The organism is Hwangdonia sp. (assembly GCF_048381975.1).
Classification (GTDB): Bacteria; Bacteroidota; Bacteroidia; order Flavobacteriales; family Flavobacteriaceae; genus Hwangdonia; species Hwangdonia seohaensis.
In genome coordinates this window covers 256959-274810 of sequence record NZ_JBLWYT010000003.1, presented here as the reverse complement: position 1 = coordinate 274810, position 17852 = coordinate 256959, and the positions used below count along the sequence as shown (strand labels likewise).

General features: G+C 36.1%; 17 protein-coding genes. 11 read left to right on the top strand and 6 right to left on the bottom strand.

Annotated features, from left to right (window positions below):
• Positions 1–4: 4 nt before the first annotated feature.
• Positions 5–1198, bottom strand: coding sequence for a sensor histidine kinase (locus tag ACN5J7_RS07400; RefSeq protein WP_418603405.1), 1194 nt, complete (start codon positions 1196–1198; stop codon positions 5–7).
• Positions 1199–1305: 107 nt separating this feature from the next.
• Positions 1306–2202, bottom strand: a complete 897-nt coding sequence (gene xerD, locus ACN5J7_RS07395; RefSeq protein ID WP_311940105.1) for a site-specific tyrosine recombinase XerD — start codon at positions 2200–2202, stop codon at positions 1306–1308.
• A gap of 286 nt (positions 2203–2488) precedes the next feature.
• Between xerD and ACN5J7_RS07390 the strand changes: the two genes are divergently transcribed.
• From ACN5J7_RS07390 to aroQ, 3 genes are all read left to right on the top strand, one after another.
• Positions 2489–3055, top strand: coding sequence for a porin family protein (locus ACN5J7_RS07390; protein ID WP_311940107.1), 567 nt, complete (start codon positions 2489–2491; stop codon positions 3053–3055).
• Between the two features lie 261 nt (positions 3056–3316).
• Positions 3317–3823 carry a porin family protein gene (locus tag ACN5J7_RS07385; protein WP_311940109.1) on the top strand — a complete coding sequence of 169 codons (507 nt, stop codon included), beginning with the start codon at positions 3317–3319 and terminating at the stop codon, positions 3821–3823.
• A gap of 79 nt (positions 3824–3902) precedes the next feature.
• Positions 3903–4319, top strand: coding sequence for a type II 3-dehydroquinate dehydratase (aroQ, locus tag ACN5J7_RS07380; protein ID WP_418603404.1), 417 nt, complete (start codon positions 3903–3905; stop codon positions 4317–4319).
• A gap of 143 nt (positions 4320–4462) precedes the next feature.
• Here aroQ and lpdA read toward each other — a convergent pair whose 3' ends face one another.
• Entirely contained in the window at positions 4463–5836 is a 1374-nt protein-coding gene (lpdA, locus tag ACN5J7_RS07375) for a dihydrolipoyl dehydrogenase (protein WP_418603403.1), read from the bottom strand.
• A 190-nt stretch (positions 5837–6026) separates the two neighbouring features.
• On the opposite strand from lpdA, the gene ACN5J7_RS07370 reads away from it, so the two are divergent.
• Complete coding sequence (locus ACN5J7_RS07370; RefSeq protein WP_418603402.1) at positions 6027–7310, top strand: NAD(P)/FAD-dependent oxidoreductase; 1284 nt, start codon at positions 6027–6029, stop codon at positions 7308–7310.
• Positions 7311–7499: 189 nt separating this feature from the next.
• Here ACN5J7_RS07370 and ACN5J7_RS07365 read toward each other — a convergent pair whose 3' ends face one another.
• On the bottom strand, positions 7500–8054 hold the full coding sequence (locus tag ACN5J7_RS07365) for a DUF1572 family protein (RefSeq protein ID WP_418603401.1): 555 nt from the start codon (positions 8052–8054) through the stop codon (positions 7500–7502).
• Positions 8055–8149: 95 nt separating this feature from the next.
• Positions 8150–8632: a peptide-methionine (R)-S-oxide reductase MsrB gene (msrB, locus tag ACN5J7_RS07360; protein ID WP_418603399.1), complete on the bottom strand. Its 483-nt coding sequence runs from the start codon at positions 8630–8632 to the stop codon at positions 8150–8152.
• Positions 8633–8858: 226 nt separating this feature from the next.
• Between msrB and ACN5J7_RS07355 the strand changes: the two genes are divergently transcribed.
• From ACN5J7_RS07355 to ACN5J7_RS07345, 3 genes are all read left to right on the top strand, one after another.
• Positions 8859–9674, top strand: a complete 816-nt coding sequence (locus ACN5J7_RS07355; RefSeq protein ID WP_418603398.1) for a M48 family metallopeptidase — start codon at positions 8859–8861, stop codon at positions 9672–9674.
• Positions 9675–9740: 66 nt separating this feature from the next.
• The gene (locus ACN5J7_RS07350; RefSeq protein ID WP_418603397.1) at positions 9741–11054 is read left to right on the top strand and encodes an MFS transporter; all 1314 of its coding nucleotides are present in this window, start codon (positions 9741–9743) and stop codon (positions 11052–11054) included.
• A gap of 182 nt (positions 11055–11236) precedes the next feature.
• Positions 11237–11938, top strand: a complete 702-nt coding sequence (locus ACN5J7_RS07345) for a toxin-antitoxin system YwqK family antitoxin (RefSeq protein WP_418603396.1) — start codon at positions 11237–11239, stop codon at positions 11936–11938.
• A gap of 251 nt (positions 11939–12189) precedes the next feature.
• Here ACN5J7_RS07345 and ACN5J7_RS07340 read toward each other — a convergent pair whose 3' ends face one another.
• On the bottom strand, positions 12190–13167 hold the full coding sequence (locus ACN5J7_RS07340) for a fasciclin domain-containing protein (protein ID WP_418603395.1): 978 nt from the start codon (positions 13165–13167) through the stop codon (positions 12190–12192).
• A 178-nt stretch (positions 13168–13345) separates the two neighbouring features.
• On the opposite strand from ACN5J7_RS07340, the gene mnmA reads away from it, so the two are divergent.
• From mnmA to ACN5J7_RS07320, 4 genes are all read left to right on the top strand, one after another.
• Positions 13346–14533, top strand: coding sequence for a tRNA 2-thiouridine(34) synthase MnmA (gene mnmA / locus ACN5J7_RS07335; protein WP_418603394.1), 1188 nt, complete (start codon positions 13346–13348; stop codon positions 14531–14533).
• 20 nt (positions 14534–14553) lie between these two features.
• Positions 14554–16188, top strand: coding sequence for a S8 family serine peptidase (locus tag ACN5J7_RS07330; RefSeq protein ID WP_418603393.1), 1635 nt, complete (start codon positions 14554–14556; stop codon positions 16186–16188).
• A complete protein-coding gene (locus tag ACN5J7_RS07325; RefSeq protein ID WP_311940134.1) occupies positions 16189–17130 on the top strand; it encodes an NAD(P)H-dependent flavin oxidoreductase in 942 nt (313 codons plus the stop codon).
• 114 nt (positions 17131–17244) lie between these two features.
• Positions 17245–17850, top strand: a complete 606-nt coding sequence (locus ACN5J7_RS07320; protein WP_418603392.1) for a DUF4870 domain-containing protein — start codon at positions 17245–17247, stop codon at positions 17848–17850.
• Positions 17851–17852: the final 2 nt, after the last annotated feature.

Genomic DNA, 17852 nt, shown 5'->3' with positions numbered 1-17852 from the left:
AGCTTTAAGCTGATTTTTTTTTGTTTGGAATAGTGATTGTAAAGGTGGTACCAACATTTACTTTGCTATCAAGGGTTATCTCGCCTCCGTAAGCTTCAATTTGGTTTTTTATTAAGTAAAGGCCAACACCTTCAGAATCTTGGTTGTTGTGAAACGTTTTATACAGCCCAAAAACGGAGTCTCCAAATTTTTCTAAATCGATACCAATACCGTTATCGGTTAATATAACTTTTATGGTTTCTTTTGTTAAAATAGTTTTTAGAGTGACTTCTGGTGCTCTATCCGGATGCCTGTATTTAATGGCATTGGTGAACAGGTTTTGTATGATGCTTTCTAAATAGGTTGGACTGTAAAAAATGTATAGTTTTGGGTCTATGTTATTCACTATTTTGGCATTATTCTCAGTGATAGCAATGTTTAGTACGTCCATCATCTTATTCACTTCCTCTGCCAGATAAAGTTTTTCAATTTTATTGTTTTTATTATTTTGTATAGAAACAATTTCATTTAAATTACTAATTGTTTTAGTTAATGAACTTGACAGTGATTTTAGGTAATCTATTAATTCTTGTTTCTCGTTTTCAGATTTGGCTTCCTCATAAAATTCGAGCAAGCTTTCAAAATTACCTGCATGCTGTTTTAAATTATGGGTAACAATATGCGCAAAGTTTTTAAGCTTGTTATTTTGTTCGCTAACCAGGTTTAACGTATTTGATAGTTTTGTTTCATTTTCAATATGCTTTGTAATATCCACATGTGTTCCAATAAAACGAATTGGTTTGCCATTTTTATCCCATTCAATTACTTTCCCTTTGTCCAGTACCCACCTGTAAGAGCCATCTTTACATTTTATTCTATGCTCGTTAACGTATAATGGTATTAATCCATTTATATGGTCTTGATAGTCCTGAAAGTATTTTCCCCTATCCTCCGGATGCACCCTGTCATTCCAAGCGTTTATATCGTCGCCAAAGGTATCGTCGTCTTCAAAACCTATAATTCGTTTTGATGGTTGCGAAAAATAAACCCTATTTAGTTTGGCATCAAAATCCCAGACACCGATATCGGAAATATCAACGGCCAATTGCCATTTTATATCTTCGCAAGGTTTTTTAGAATTATTGATTTTAGGAGTTTCTGGCTTCAGGAAACCCTTAAATTTATTTAGAATTAAAGTATGATAGCTGTGAAATTTCAATTGTATTTTCTAAGGTATTTAATTAGGAATGCATTTATAAAGTTAGCATTAATTTGTTAAAACTAAAAATCTGATTAGCAAAATGATACAATAAAATTTAATGCTTTCTATTTTCTAGGGTGGTATTTTTCTACAACATCGGTTAAATGGCTTTTATCTAAATGCACATAAATTTCGGTTGTGGTGATACTTTCGTGTCCGAGCATGAGTTGAATGGAGCGTAAATCGGCATTGTTTTGTAATAAGTGGGTCGCAAAAGAATGCCTAAAGGTATGCGGGGATATATTCTTTTTCAAACCAATTTTTTCTGCAAGTTGTTTAATAATCGTAAAAATCATGGCGCGTGTTAATTGTTTTCCGCGTCGATTTAAAAACAAGGTATCTTCAAAGCCCACTTGGATATTGATATGATTGCGCATTTCTTTCCTATAGATATTAATATACTTTTGAGTTATAGCAACAATAGGCACAAAGCGTTGTTTGTCGCCTTTACCGGTTACTTTTATAAAACCTTCATCAAAAAATAAATCGGATAATTTAAGATTTACCAATTCGCTTACCCGCAATCCGCAACCGTAAAGCGTTTCTAAAATAGCGCGATTGCGTTCGCCCTGGGGTTTGCTTAAATCGATGGCATTAATGAGTTGGTCTATCTCATCTTCAGATAAGGTGTCGGGTAATTTTCTTCCAATTTTTGGCGATTCAATCAATTCCAACGGATTGGATGTTCTGTAATCTTCAAAAACCAAATAATTGAAAAAACTGCGCAATCCGGAAATTATTCGCGACTGCGACCGCGCATTTACCTGTTTTGCCGTTTCGTAAACAAATTGCTGAATGACTTCAGAAGTAATGGAAACAGGCGATAAGCTAATATTATTTTCTTCTAAAAAAACAATCAACTTTTTTATATCAAGCGAATAGCTGTCTATAGAATTCTGCGATAATCCGCGTTCTATTTTTAAATAAAGTTGATAATCTTTAAGTGCGTGTTGCCATTTCATCAGTGTGTAAAAATAAAGAAAATCTTATAAAATAAAGGTTTAGTGCCTGTGAAACTAAAGATTAAAAGTTCTGCTTTTCAATTAAAACTCAATGCTTTTATTGAGACTTAAACCAATTAAATTCAATCTTGAAAGAAGACCTTTAGAACCCTGTTTTTACCAATTTCAAAGTAGAAAATTAAAGCTAATAGCATTTTTTTAAACTGTTGTTTTGTTAACACAGTTTGTTTTTATCATAATAAAACATTAAATTTAAAGATGTTAATCAACTAAAAACCAGCTAATTATGAAAATTAAATTTATTATTTTGATGTTTGCTGCTTTAACTTTATCTAGTTGTTTTTGTAGAAAAGGCATTAAAGCAGGTGTGAATTTCTCTTCTCTTTCGGGAGAAAACACTGAAGACTTAAGTTCCAGGACAGGTTTTCACTTTGGAGGTTATGGTAGGTTTTGCATAGATGCAGATGGCAATTTAGCAATCCAACCAGAGATATTGTTTTCCACTCAAGGTGCAAATTACGATGATGGTTTTGATGAAGGTTCATTTAATCTAAATTACATCAATGTTCCTGTATTGGCGCAAGTTAAAATAACCGATGGGTTTTATGCCGAGGCAGGACCGCAATTTGGGTTTATTTTGAGTGCTAAGGATAAATACGATGGGGGGGAAGATGATTTAAAAGACGATATAAATTCATTTGATTTTAGCGGAAATGTTGGGTTGGGTTATCAATTCGATAGCGGATTAAATTTGAATGCTCGTTATAATCTTGGGTTTTCCGAAGTGCCGGATACTAACAACTTAAATTGGAAAAATGGTGTATTTCAGTTTTCAGTTGGATTTTCATTTTAAATCATACGATTGAACTTTAAAGAAACCGGAGTTTAACTTCGGTTTTTTTTATGCCCAAACTGGATTCATAAAAAAACGTTTTAACGCTTTATTTGGTTTTATACATTAAATTAGCTGGTTGATAATTTCATTTTTTGCTTAATAACATATTGGCAGTCAATATTGTAGGAAAAAATATCTATATTATATATGTTTTTTCTTGTAAAACAGGTAGGGTTATTTTATGTTTGTTTGAGTATAATTAATAAACTTAAATCAATTATGAAAAAATTACTACTATGTTTTGCTGTGGCATTATTTGGATTAACCTCTATAAATGCTCAAAACTTTGGATTAAAAGCTGGAGCTGATTTTGCTTCCATGAAACTTAAAGCAGATGGAGACAATGTTTCAACCTCAGAAACGGGCTTCTATATTGGAGCTTTTGTTGAAGTAGAAGTTTCGGATTCTTTTATTTTCCAACCTGAAGTACTTTATGTGTCAGTTGAAGAATTAGATCAAATTGCAATACCGCTTTTAGCTAAATTTCCTGTTTCAGAAGAGTTTAATATATTAGCAGGACCTGCTTTAGGAGTTTTGCTTGATACTGAACCTGGTGCGAAATCGTTTAATTTTGGATTGGAAGCAGGTATAGGTTATGATATAACTGAAAATTTCTTGCTTGAAGCCAGATATAATATGGGATTAGCAAATTTACTTGAAGATGCTCCAAGTGGTTACTCGATTAAACTAAGTGGTTTCTTTGTTGGATTGGGGTATAGATTCTAATTTTATCAAATACTTAAATATAGAAAAGGAGCTTGTATAGTTCCTTTTTTTATGCCCAAATTTTAAATATATTTACGATATGAAAAAACTTATCATCATCAATGGGCCTAATTTAAATTTATTAGGAAAACGCGAACCCAATATTTATGGCAGTTTGTCCTTCATCGAGTTTTTAGAGGAAGTAAAAAGAAAATATACAGACATTGAAATTGATTATTTTCAATCTAATATTGAAGGCGAAATCATTGATAAATTGCACGAGGTTGGTTTTAATTTTGATGGTATTATTTTAAACGCAGCAGCTTACACACATACATCGGTGGGTATTGGAGATGCTGTAAAAGCTATTGAAACCCCAGTGGTTGAGGTGCATATTTCCAACACGTTTAATAGAGAAGAGTTTAGGCATCAGTCGTTTATATCACCAAACGCGAAAGGTGTCATTCTCGGGTTTGGTTTACAAAGTTACGAATTGGCTATTCAGAGTTTCAACTAATAGCCCCACCTAACCTCCCCGAAGGGGAGGAACACCACTCTTGCGTATAATAAATAATAAACAAAAAATGCGATTCAAGTTGAATCGCATTTTTTGTTTATTTACCCGCGTAAAAGTTCCCCTTTAGGGGGTTAGGGAGCATACTACAAATGTATCACTTCCCCATAAGCATCAGCAACAGCTTCCATAACCGCCTCGCTCATGGTTGGGTGCGGATGCACCGCTTTTAATACTTCGTGACCTGTGGTTTCTAGTTTGCGACCTAAAACAGCCTCAGCAATCATATCGGTTACACCGGCACCAATCATGTGGCAACCTAGCCATTCGCCATATTTGGCATCAAATATCACCTTTACAAAACCATCTTTTGTCCCGGCAGCACTTGCTTTGCCAGAAGCAGAGAACGGGAATTTTCCAACTTTAATATCTAGTCCTTTGTCTTTGGCTTGTTTTTCGGTTAAACCAACACTTGCAATTTCCGGTGAGCAATAGGTACAACCCGGAATGTTTCCGTAGTCTAAAGCTTCAACATGTTGTCCGGCAAGTTTTTCTACACACAGTATCCCTTCCGCGGAAGCGACATGGGCTAAGGCTTGACCCGGTGTAACATCGCCAATGGCATAATACCCCGGAATGTTGGTTTGGTAGAAATCGTTAACCAAAATTTTGTCTTTATCAACCACAATGCCAACATCTTCCAATCCAATATTTTCAATGTTCGACTTAATACCTACGGCAGAAAGAATAATATCAGCCTCTAGAGTTTCTTCGCCCTTTTTGGTTTTTACCGTAGCTTTAACGCCTTTGCCAGAGGTGTCTACTTTGGTAACCTCGGAAGATGTCATAATTTTTATACCACTTTTCTTGAAAGAACGCTCTAATTGTTTCGATACATCTTCGTCTTCAACAGGAACAACATTCGGTAAATATTCAACAATAGTAACATCGGTTCCCATAGAGTTGTAGAAATAAGCAAACTCAACACCAATAGCACCAGAACCAACAACAATCATTTTTTTGGGTTGGTTTTTCAAGGTCATGGCTTCTCTGTAACCAATTACTTTTTTACCGTCTTGAGGTAAACTAGGCAATTCGCGAGAACGTGCGCCTGTGGCAATAATAATATTTTCTGCACTGTATTCTTTTCCATCAACGTCAATTTTCTTTCCAGCTTTTAGTTTCCCATAGCCTTCAATAACATCAATTTTATTTTTTTTCATCAAAAATTGTACGCCTTTGCTCATGCCATCGGCTACATTCCGACTTCGTTTTACAACCGCATCAAAATCTTTATCATAGTCTTTTACAGAGAGTCCGTAATCATCGGCATGCTTAAGATATTCAAAAACTTGAGCAGATTTTAGTAAGGCTTTCGTAGGAATACATCCCCAATTTAAGCAAACGCCTCCTAGGTTTTCTTTTTCAACAATAGCCGTTTTAAAACCCAACTGAGAGGCTCTAATGGCAGTAACATAGCCACCGGGACCACTTCCAAGAACTATAATATCGTATTTCATCTGTAAAATTTTAAGTCGTTTTTTGAAGCTACGAATTTACGAAATCGAATTCGAATAAAGAATTAAGAACCCTATAAATCTAAAAAAAATCCATGTGGTATAATTGCAAGGTTTCCAACTTAATTTGTCATTCCATAGAAGTAAGGAATTTACCCATGTTTCACTACCTTTGCGTTGCAAGTACTTTTTTATGAACATACCTATTACAAGTTTTCCCAGAATAATTATCATTGGTGGCGGTTTTTCGGGTATAGCCTTAGCCAAAAAATTATCGAAACAAGAAGTGCAAGTGGTGTTGTTGGACAAGAATAATTACCACACCTTTCAACCTTTATTATACCAAGTTTCTACCGGCGGATTGGAACCAGATTCCATTGCATACCCCATTAGAAAAGTATTAAAGAATTTTCCCAATTTTCATTTTAGGTTGGCCAATGTTACCCAAATTGATGATAAAAACAACACCGTTATTACCGATATTGGTAATTTAAAATACGATTATTTGGTAGTGGCATCGGGCTCGACAACCAATTTTTTTGGAAATGCCGAAGTAGAAAAACACAGTATGGCCATGAAAACCATACCGCAGTCTTTGAATTTAAGAAGCTTGATTCTTGAAAATTTTGAAGATGCCTTATTAACCTCCGACTTGAACGAACGCAACGCCTTAATGAATTTTGTAATAGTAGGAGGTGGCCCAACAGGGGTGGAGCTTGCTGGCGCCTTGGCGGAAATTAAAAAAGGCATCCTCCCAAAAGATTACCCCGATTTAGATACGCGTTCGGTACAAATTAATGTGATTCAATCTAGCGATAGCATTTTAAAAGGCATGAGCGAGAAAGCCTCAGAAAAAGCCGAAGACTTTCTAGAAAAATTGGGCGTTAATGTTTGGAAAAACCTAAGGGTAACCAACTACGATGGCAAAACAGTAACTACAAACACCGATTTGGTTTTCGAAACCGCCACCGTAATTTGGGCAGCCGGCGTAAAAGGGGCGCTTATAAAAGGCTTGGACGCCGCCGATTTTGTTACCCGCAGCAACCGGCTTTTGGTAAATTCATTCAACCAAGTTAAAGGTTATAAACACATTTTTGCCGTTGGCGACATTGCTTGCATGGTAACCGACGATTTTCCAAACGGATTGCCAATGATGGCGCAACCGGCCATTCAACAAGGTAGGCAGTTGGGCGATAACATGCTGCGATTAATTGAAGGCAAACCCATGCAGCCCTTCATTTATAAAGACAAGGGCACCATGGCAACCATTGGCCGAAACAAAGCCGTGGTCGATTTAAAACGATTCAAATTCCAAGGCATATTTGCGTGGTACATTTGGATGTTCGTGCACTTGTTTTTCCTTATCGGTTTCAGGAATCGCATGGTCGTATTCGTAAACTGGGTCTACAATTATGTACGGTTCGACCGAGAAGCGCGCCTCATAATAAGGCCTTATAAAAAAAAGAATAAAGTTTAATGTCGCTATTTGGGCGAGTTGCCATAAAAATGGCAAACAGGCTATTGGCAGTCGCTTCCTCTTAAGTCGGCGAGCTCCAACAAACCTGTACTGAGTTTGTCGAAGTATGCCTCAATCCTTCTGGCGGGCCTACTTGCAAAAGTGTTGTTTCAGGAATTTAGTTTTTATTTTTTTTGGAATTTTTCTTTCCTATAAATCATCCGTAAAATGGCGCTTCCCTTTTGTTTTGGCAAACTTTTCTTCATTATATTTTACAGAATTACCTTTTGGAATAGATAACGATTCCCAACCTTCACCTTTAATAAGTTTCCCTAAAAACACGATTTGCCCGATGTGGTAGGCGTAATGTGCCAATTGCCTATTAATGGCCTCGGTAACGGTGTGCCCCTGGTTTCTAATATAAATAATACGTTCTAAATCCTCGGTCTTTAAAGGCTTAATGGCATTAAACAAACCGAGCCAACCATTTTCCCAGGCCGCCTTTAAATCTTCAATCGAATTAAACGAATCAACAAACTCTTCATCGCGTTGCCGCCATTCCTTTTCGCCATCTTCGGTTAAAAAATCAGACCATCTACTCAACATATTTCCAGCCATGTGTTTTACAATTATGGCAATACTGTTCGAGTCTGCGTTACTTTGCCACTGCATGTTTTCAAAAGTGAGTTGGTTAAAGGTTTTGTCACCCAGACTTTTATAATATTCAAACTGTTTAATAATGCTTGTTAAATATGAAGTTTCCATAAGAAGAAAGGTATGTGAAGTCTAAAAAAACAAATTTCAAATTTCGAAAAACATCATTTTGGAATTTAGTTTTTTACTATTGGAATTTTTAAACTTTATTCTTTCGGAATAAACTTTAAAGCCACTCCATTAATACAGTGTCTTTTGCCCGTTGTGTTTTTAGGGCCATCGTTAAAAACATGTCCCAAATGGCCGCCGCAAGTGGCACAATGTTCCTCGGTTCGCGTATAGCCTAAATCGTTATCTGTAGAAAACCCGACGTTGCCATTTATTTCCCTATCAAAACTGGGCCAACCCGTACCGGAATCAAACTTATGTTCGCTCTTAAATAACGGCGTGTTACATGCTGCACAATGGTAGGTTCCCTCAGCGTTGTTTTTATTCAACGGACTGGAAAACGGACGCTCTGTACCGGCATTTCGCAACACATAAAATTCCATTTCAGATAATTCGGCTTTCCATTCGCTTTCAGTTTTCGATACTTCAAAGGTTTTGGATACTTTTTCGTTCTGTTTTTGTGCCGAGGAGTTGCAGTTAAAAAGAAAAATAAAAGCCAATAAAGGGATTAGGTTATTCATGTTCATAGTTGTTTTTTTTATTAAATATGTCGGTAACACGCATTAAACTTAACAAACAAATTGTAAGAAGTTGAGCAAATCAGGTAAACTTAAAGCCAAATGGGTTAATTTAAAATATTAACACAGTTTATTTTTACCATGTTGTGACCAATAATTAAATGTTGTGTCAGAAACAATAAAGGTACAATTTTTGTATTTTTATCAAATATAAAAACCCTATTGAAAAATGAGATTTGAACAAACACTTATATTATTTGGAATGGCACTATTGGTTTTTTCTTGTGCCGAAAACCCATTTACCGGAAAAAGTACTTTGGCCATCATGCCAAACTCCCAATTATTCCCAACGGCCTTTGCCCAATACGACCAGTTTTTAAATGAACACAAAGTAGTAAAGGGAACCAAGGATGCCGAAATGATTAAACGCGTTGGGCAACGAATTGCTGTTGCGGCGGAGCGTTGGTTAAATGCCAACGGACACCAAGGCTATTTAAACGATTACAAATGGGAATATAATTTGGTAGAAGATAAAACAGTAAACGCATGGTGTATGCCAGGTGGTAAAATAGTGTTTTATACCGGCATATTGCCCATCGCAAAAGGCGAAACAGGGGTTGCTGTCATTATGGGGCACGAGGTGGCACATGCCTTAGCGAATCATGGACAACAGCGTATGAGCGCAGGTATGCTGCAACAAGCTGCTGCTGTAGGGCTTAACGTAGCATTAAAAGATGATGAAAATTTAGAACTTTATAACCAAGCATTTGGCATTGGATCGCAAGTAGGAGTGATGCTTCCTTTTAGTAGAGCCCACGAAACCGAAGCCGATAAAATAGGATTGTATTTAATGGCTATTGCAGGCTATAACCCGGATGAAGGTGCAGAATTATGGGAACGCATGAAAGCCAATAGTGGTGGGCAATCTCCACCGGAAATTTTGAGTACGCACCCGTCTAACGATTCGCGTATTGCAAACTTAAGAGCATTGGCACCACAGGCCAAAGCCGAAGCAAAAAAGTTTGGTGTTACTTCATTTAGATAATAAATATTATCTCTTTTAAAATATTTGATTACTTTAGAAGCTGCTCATAAAAGAGCAGTTTTTTTTATGAATCAACTTAAAAAAGGAAGTAAAAAACTTCTTAATGCATGGGCATTTTACGATTGGGCAAACTCGGTTTACACCCTTACTATTGCATCTTCTATATTTCCTATTTTTTATTCGTCGCTTTTTCTTTCGGAAATTAAAAACGTACAAGCTTTTGGAATGGAATTTAAAAGTACCGCTTTAATAACGTTTGTTACGGCATTTACGTTTTTAGTGGTGGCTTTTACATCGCCAATATTATCCGGAATAGCGGATTATGTTGGAAACAAAAAGAATTTTTTAAAGTTTTTTTGCTACGTGGGAAGCGCAGGTTGCGTTGGTTTATATTGGTTCGATATTTCCCCTGATGGCATCCACTTAAGTTTACTATTTTATTTTATGGGACTTATTGGGTATTGGGGAAGCTTGGTGTTTTACAATTCGTATTTACCGGATATAGCCTATGAAGACCAACAAGACGCCATTAGTGCCAAAGGATTTTCAATGGGTTATATTGGGAGCGTGTTATTGCTCCTTGTAAATTTATTTATGGTAATGAGTCAAGATGAAGGCGCCGCCAAAATGCAAATGATGCGCTATTCGTTTGTAACCGTTGGTATTTGGTGGGCATTGTTTAGCCAGTATTCGTTTTACTATTTACCAAAAGGTACATCGTTTGGACATAAAGTAACGCGAGCCATAGTTTTTAATGGTTTGAAAGAGTTAAGGCAAGTTTGGAAACAGCTCAAGCAAGATTTACGGTTAAAACGCTATTTGTATGCTTTTTTTGTGTTTAGTATGGCTGTGCAAACCATTATGTTGGTGGCTGTATATTTTGGTGAAGAAGAAATTGATTGGGGCGGCGATAGCGAAAAAACAATGGGTTTAATTATTAGCATTTTAGTGATACAGATTGTGGCGGTTTTTGGGGCGATATTAACTTCAAGGGCTTCCAATAAATACGGAAATATTAAAACACTTATTGCTGTAAACTGCGTTTGGATGTGCCTGTGTTTTTATGCTTATTTTATGAAATCGCCAATGCAGTTTTATATTGCAGCCTCTATAGTTGGTTTGGTTATGGGTGGTATTCAAGCGTTGGCACGATCAACCTACTCTAAGTTTTTGCCCGAGACCGATGATACCACGTCGTATTTTAGTTTTTATGATGTTGCCGAAAAAATAGGTATCGTTTTCGGAATGGTGATTTTTGCGACTATCGATCAAGTGACCGGTAGCATGCGAAACGCTATTTTGTTTTTGTTTGTCTTCTTTTTATTAGGAATCATTTTATTGTTTAGAGTCCCGAAACACAGAACCGTTGCATCCGATTAATAAAAAAACACCGTTTAAAAAGTGTTACTTTTTTGTCGTATTAACGATAATCCAAAGCTTGTAGATATTCCAAAATTTAAAAGCTGTCAAAATAAATGTTTGGCAGTCTTTTTGTAATATACAATTTGAAACTATTTTTCGTTAGTATTACATAATCACAAATTCTTAAATAGATTCTTAAGATGAAACACATATTTATTTTCCTATTATCTTTTATAACGTCATTTGCATTTGCACAAAGCATCAATCAATTTGATGCCAACGGAAAGCGCCATGGTATTTGGAAGAAAACATTTGAAGGTACTGAGGTTTTAAGATACGAAGGCAAATTTTTTCACGGAAAAGAAATAGGATTGTTCAAGTTTTATAAAAACATTAGAAAGAAACCCGTTTTAACCGCCACTAAACAGTTTAATAAAACTGACAATAAGGCTTATGTTACTTTTTTGTCCTCAAAAGGAAAAGTTATTAGTGAAGGGCAAATGGATGGGAAAACCTATATAGGTGAATGGAAATACTATCAAAATCGAAATGATAATTTACTCACTTTAGAGCACTATAACAATGAAGGTATTTTAGACGGGGAACGCTTTGTGTATTATGAAAACGGACAGGTTGCTGAAAAACAATTTTATAAAAACGGAAAGTTGGATGGGGTATCGGTGTGGTATTCAGAAAACAACATTGTTTTAAAAGAATTTTTTTATGTAAATGGCGAACTGCACGGACCATCAAAATATTATAATCCAAAGGGCGAGTTAATAACAGAAGGCCTTTACAAAAACGGAAAGAAACATGGCATTTGGAAATACTACGAAAACGGTGAATTAATGGACGAAAAAACCTTCACTTATAGTCCTAAGTATATTAAAAACGAGCCATAAAAAAAAGACTGCCTTTACGGGCAGTCTCCTCTTTTTCATAGACAAGATCTTCCCTGTCTACAATCTAACAACCAAACTAATCTAATTAAATCCCTGTTTATTAATTTAAAATCGTTTTGGCAATCAACTATAAAGATGATTTCGGTTATTCTATTTATAATTTAATAATAACAGCCTTAATGTCATAAATTGTAAGTATCAACTAAAGTTGTTATTGTGCTTTATTTATGCTGTTGTTTTATTTTTTAAAATCAGTTTAACTTTGGCAAAACCACTTTATCGATTACATGTATAACACCGTTAGCAGCTTGTACATCGGTAACTACTATATTGCTCACTCTACCATTGGAATCGGTTAATGTAGCGCCACCTGTAACATTAGCGGTAATATCACCTCCTAATGTAATTACGGTCATATTATCGGTTAAAGTAGATGCAAGCACATTGGCACCAGCAACAGCGTGTAAATCGAGGGTTGCTTTCAGGGTAGGTTCATCTATATCGTCTAAAGATGACACACCTAATTCAGAAAGTAAACTTACAAAAGCATCATTTGTAGGTGCAAACACTGTAAATGGAGCAGGTGCTGTACCATTTGAAGTAGATAAGGTAGTTACATAATCAAACGTTAAATCGCTTCTTGTTAATGCCGAGACCAATATCGAAAAGGTGTCATCTGCTAGTGCGAAATCCACTATGTTTGGTAAACCAATTACATTATCTACTATATGGATAACGCCGTTAGTGGCATCAATATCTGCTGTAACAACATCTGAAACACCATTTAGTTTCACACCCGCATTGGTGTTGATGTATATATTCAAATTGTTATCTGTAGAAGCTTCCGTAGCTAAGGTTTCACCGTAACCTGTTGTTAAATCACCCGATTTTACTTCTCCGGAAATCACATGGTTTAATAATACTTGTTTTAACACATCTACGGGGACGTCATCTAAACTAGCAAAGCCATTATCGGTTAAAAATTTTGAGAATGCCGCATTTGTGGGTGCGAATACTGTAAACTGTCCACTACCATTTAATGTAGTTACAAGGTCTGCGCGCTGTAAGGCTGCTACTAAATTACTTAAATCTGGTGTTGCTATTGCTAATTCTGCAATCGTTTCTGGTTGTTTAACCACAATAGGGTCGTCGTCGTCACTACATGAAAATGATAATACCGATATCATTGTGAGTAATAACACTTTTTTTAATGCTGTTAATGCTTTCATTTTTAATAGGATTTTTGTTTTGTTCAACAAATATATAATAAAGTTAAACAAAAAACCAAATTTTGTTCAAGTTTTTTATAAAAATAATAAACAAAATGTAGTTAATCGATGTTTTCAAATGATTTTTTAAAACTTCTATTTTCTATATTTATCTTATCTTTGTAGCCAATTTTTAATTATGAAACGCGTAATAATAGGACTTTCAGGTGGGGTTGACTCTAGCGTTGCAGCTTATTTGTTAAAGCAGCAAGGGTATGAGGTTATTGGCTTGTTTATGAAAAACTGGCATGATGATTCTGTGACTATTTCTAACGAATGTCCTTGGTTAGACGATAGTAACGATGCGATGTTGGTTGCCGAGAAATTAGGAATCCCTTTTCAAACGGTAGATTTAAGCGAACAATACAAAGAGCGCATTGTAGATTACATGTTTAACGAATACGAAAAAGGCAGAACCCCAAACCCCGATGTACTGTGCAATAGGGAGATTAAGTTTGATGTGTTTATGAAGATCGCCTTAGAGCTGGGAGCAGATTATGTTGCTACGGGCCATTATTGCAGAAAAGGAACCATTGAAAAAGATGGTGAAACCATTTACCAATTACTTGCAGGCGTTGATGATAATAAAGACCAATCGTATTTTTTGTGCCAGTTATCGCAAGCGCAATTGGCAAAATCACTGTTCCCTATCGGCGAATTAACCAAGCCGGAAGTTAGGGACATTGCCACGAAATTAGATTTAGTAACTGCCGAGAAAAAGGATTCTCAAGGTTTGTGTTTTATTGGTAAAGTGAAGTTGCCTGATTTTCTACAGCAGCAATTAAAACCAAAAGAAGGTGTTATTGTTGAGGTATCAAAAGAGCAAGAGTTTTTTAATGAGTCTTTACCGGAGTTTCAATCTGAAGAAGACAAACTAAAATTCCTGTCTAAAAAAATTGAATATAAAATAAACGACGGAAAAATTGTTGGCAAGCACCAAGGTGCTCATTATTTCACTAAAGGTCAGCGCAAAGGACTCGCTGTGGGCGGAACCGTTGAGCCTTTATTTGTAATTGATACCGATGTAAGTGAGAACATCATTTATACCGGTCAAGGAAAGGAGCACCCCGGTTTATATAAAAAAGCCTTGTTTGTAACTAACGAAGAATTGCATTGGGTGCGTGAAGATTTGGCATTAAACGTTGATGAAACCATGCAAGTTAAGGCTCGCATTCGCTATCGCCAATCTTTGCAAAAAGCAACGTTGCATAAAGTGGATAGTGGATTATATGTTGAGTTTGAAGCATTTCAGTCGGCCATCACCGAAGGACAGTTTGTAGCTTGGTATTTAAATGACGAATTAATAGGTTCCGGAGTAATTTCGTAACTTACCAAAAAAATTATAATATGTTAAGGCGATTTTTAATTCTAAGCTTTCTTGCGTTTCAATTTTTCACGTTTGCCCAACAAGAAGATGCTTGGGTATATTTAACAGACAAACCTACCAGTACATATCCCGTTAACAATCCTTCTGCATTTCTTATGCAAAAAGCGATTGACAGAAAGGCTAAACACGGGGTAACAATAGATGTTAGAGACGTTCCGGTTAACGAATCATACATTACCACACTTAAAAATGCCACGGGAATTACCGTTATGGCAAAATCCAAATGGTTTAATGCGGTACACGTTAGGGGGACTGAAACCAACATAAATGATTTACTAACAAATCCTGCAACATCATCGTTTGTAGACCGTATTGATTTTGCCGATAAAAGCTTGAACATCACCAAAAATTCTAATGAAAAAGAGGTTCTAAAAACCAAGGGTAAATTTACCGTTGAGAATACCTTTGTGAATTTTACTTATGGTAATACCCAAAATCAGGTAGAGATGATTAATGTCGATGATTTGCATGTTGCGGATTATACGGGCTCTGGCGTTACCATTGCAGTATTGGATAGTGGTTTTGAAAATGTTGATACTATGGGGGCTTTTCAGCGATTAAGAGATGCGGGAAACTTAATGGGAGGTTACGATTTTGTAAACCGAAACGCGAATGTATATGCAAGTCCTGGCGACCACGGTACCCAAGTTTTAAGTACCATGGCCGGTTATGTGTTAAATAATTTTGTGGGTACAGCACCAGACGCCACCTATTATTTGTTTAAAACGGAAGATAATAATGATGAAAACCCAGTTGAAGAAAGTTATTGGGTTGAGGCCGCTGAACGGGCTGATAGCTTAGGAGTGGATATAATAAACACGTCTTTGGGTTATAAAGATTTTCCCAATTATCCTAACTATGATTATACAACTGCCGAAATGGATGGGAATACGACCTTTATTACAAAAGGCACTAATATTGCTTTTGAAAAAGGCTTGTTACTGGTTACCTCGGCAGGAAACGAAGGTGGTGCAGGAGTTAGCGGTCCAGCAGATTCCGAATATACTTTAACCATTGGTGCCGTAAATTCAGCAGGGGGTTATGCGACGTTTAGTTCTGTTGGAAATGGTTTTCAACCCTCACAAAAACCCGATGTTGTTGCGCAAGGTCAGGCTTCGGCGGTTATAAATTCAAGTAATGTAATTGGTGCAAACAATGGTACATCATTTAGTTCGCCTATATTGGCCGGCGGAATTGCATGTTTAATGCAAGCCTTACCAAATAAAACCAATGCAGAAATCATGCAGGTGGTTCGCGAATCGGGTTCTCAATTTAGCACACCAGATTATCAATTAGGTTACGGTATTCCCGATTTATGGAGTGCGTTCAACGCTTTATCAATTGATGATTTAGAAAATGATAATAATATTTCAATTTATCCAAACCCTTCCAAAGCTGTTGTTTTTGTAAAAATGCCTTCTAACGAAGACAAACTAACCATAACGTTTTTTGATATTTTAGGTAAGCAGGTTTTACAACGTTTTATTAACAGTACAGATAATAAAATCGACATCGCTACCTTATCAAAAGGCATTTATATTATCAATGCGACATCAAAAAACAGCGTAAAATCTTTTAAATTTATAAAGAATTAAATGCCCAATAAAATTACTGAATTATTCCATATTAAATACCCCATTATTCAAGCTGGAATGATTTGGAATAGTGGTTGGCGATTAGCCTCGGCTGCAAGTAATGCTGGTATTTTAGGGCTTATTGGGGCAGGAAGCATGTATCCTGATGTTTTACGCGAACACATCCAAAAATGTAAAAAAGCCACAGATAAACCTTTTGGGGTTAATGTGCCTATGTTGTATCCTAATATTCAGGATATCATGGATATTATTGTTGAGGAGGGTGTTAAAATCGTATTCACTTCTGCAGGAAACCCAAAAACCTGGACCTCGTGGTTACAAGATAGAGGTATTATAGTGGTGCATGTAGTAAGTAGCGTAAAGTTCGCTTTAAAGGCTCAAGATGCCGGTGTGGATGCGGTTGTTGCCGAAGGTTTTGAAGCTGGTGGACATAACGGTAGAGATGAGACCACAACATTAACGCTTATCCCCATGGTTAAAGAACAAATTGACATTCCGTTAATCGCCGCCGGTGGTATTGCCACAGGCAAATCCATGCTTGCCGCAATGGTTTTAGGTGCCGATGCCGTACAGGTTGGCAGTAGGTTTGTAGCTAGCGAGGAAAGTTCGGCACATCAAAACTTTAAACAAGTGGTTGTTGATGCCAAAGAAGGTGATACCCAGTTAACCTTAAAAGAACTCGCGCCTGTTAGATTGATTAAAAACAAGTTTTACAACGATATTCAAGAACTATATAAAACTGCACCAACACCAGAAGAACTAAAACAATTGTTGGGACGAGCCAGGGCAAAACGCGGTATGTTTGAAGGCGATTTGGATGAAGGTGAGCTGGAAATTGGTCAAATTTCAGGATTGATTCACGATATAAAACCGGTGGCACAAATTGTTACAGATATGATGAGTGAGTTTGAAACCGCTAAAAAAGAAGTTCCTAAACTGTAAGTTTTCAATTGAGTATGTGTGTTTGGCTTATATGACGTAAGAATGACATACGCTTGACGGTATCAATAATACACAACGAAACTACATTTGTTCTAAATAATTTATACTACTAAAATGAAGAACAAAAATTTAGCAAATCGAGTTAAAGCATTAAGAAAAAGAAAAGGGTTTTCTCAAGAAGAGTTAACCGAGAATTCAGGTTTAAGTTTAAGAACCATTCAAAGAATAGAAAATGGCGAAACCGAACCGCGAGGTGATACACTTAAACGGTTGGCAAATGCACTACATGTTACTCCTGATGATTTAATTGATTGGACTGTGCAGGAAGATAATGGTTACTTGCAGGCTCTAAATCTATCTGCTCTTTCTTTTTTGTTTTTTCCATTATTAGGTATAATTATTCCATTGATTATGTGGATTTCTAAAAAAGATAAATTAAAAGATGTAAATGTTTTGGCGAAATCAATTATTAATTTTCAAATAACTTGGATAATAATTTTTTCTGTCGGCTTTATATGTAATGCGTTACTATTGGCTAATAAAATAGATACTACTGGAGTGTTAAGCCCAACAATAATTATTAATAATTTAAGAAATCAGATGATTCTTGTGGTTGTAATGTATTGCTTTAACCTCATAATGATTCTGATTAATTCATATAGAATTCATAAGAAAGTGAATGTTAGGTATTTACCAAAAATTAATTTTTTAAGAACCTAAAA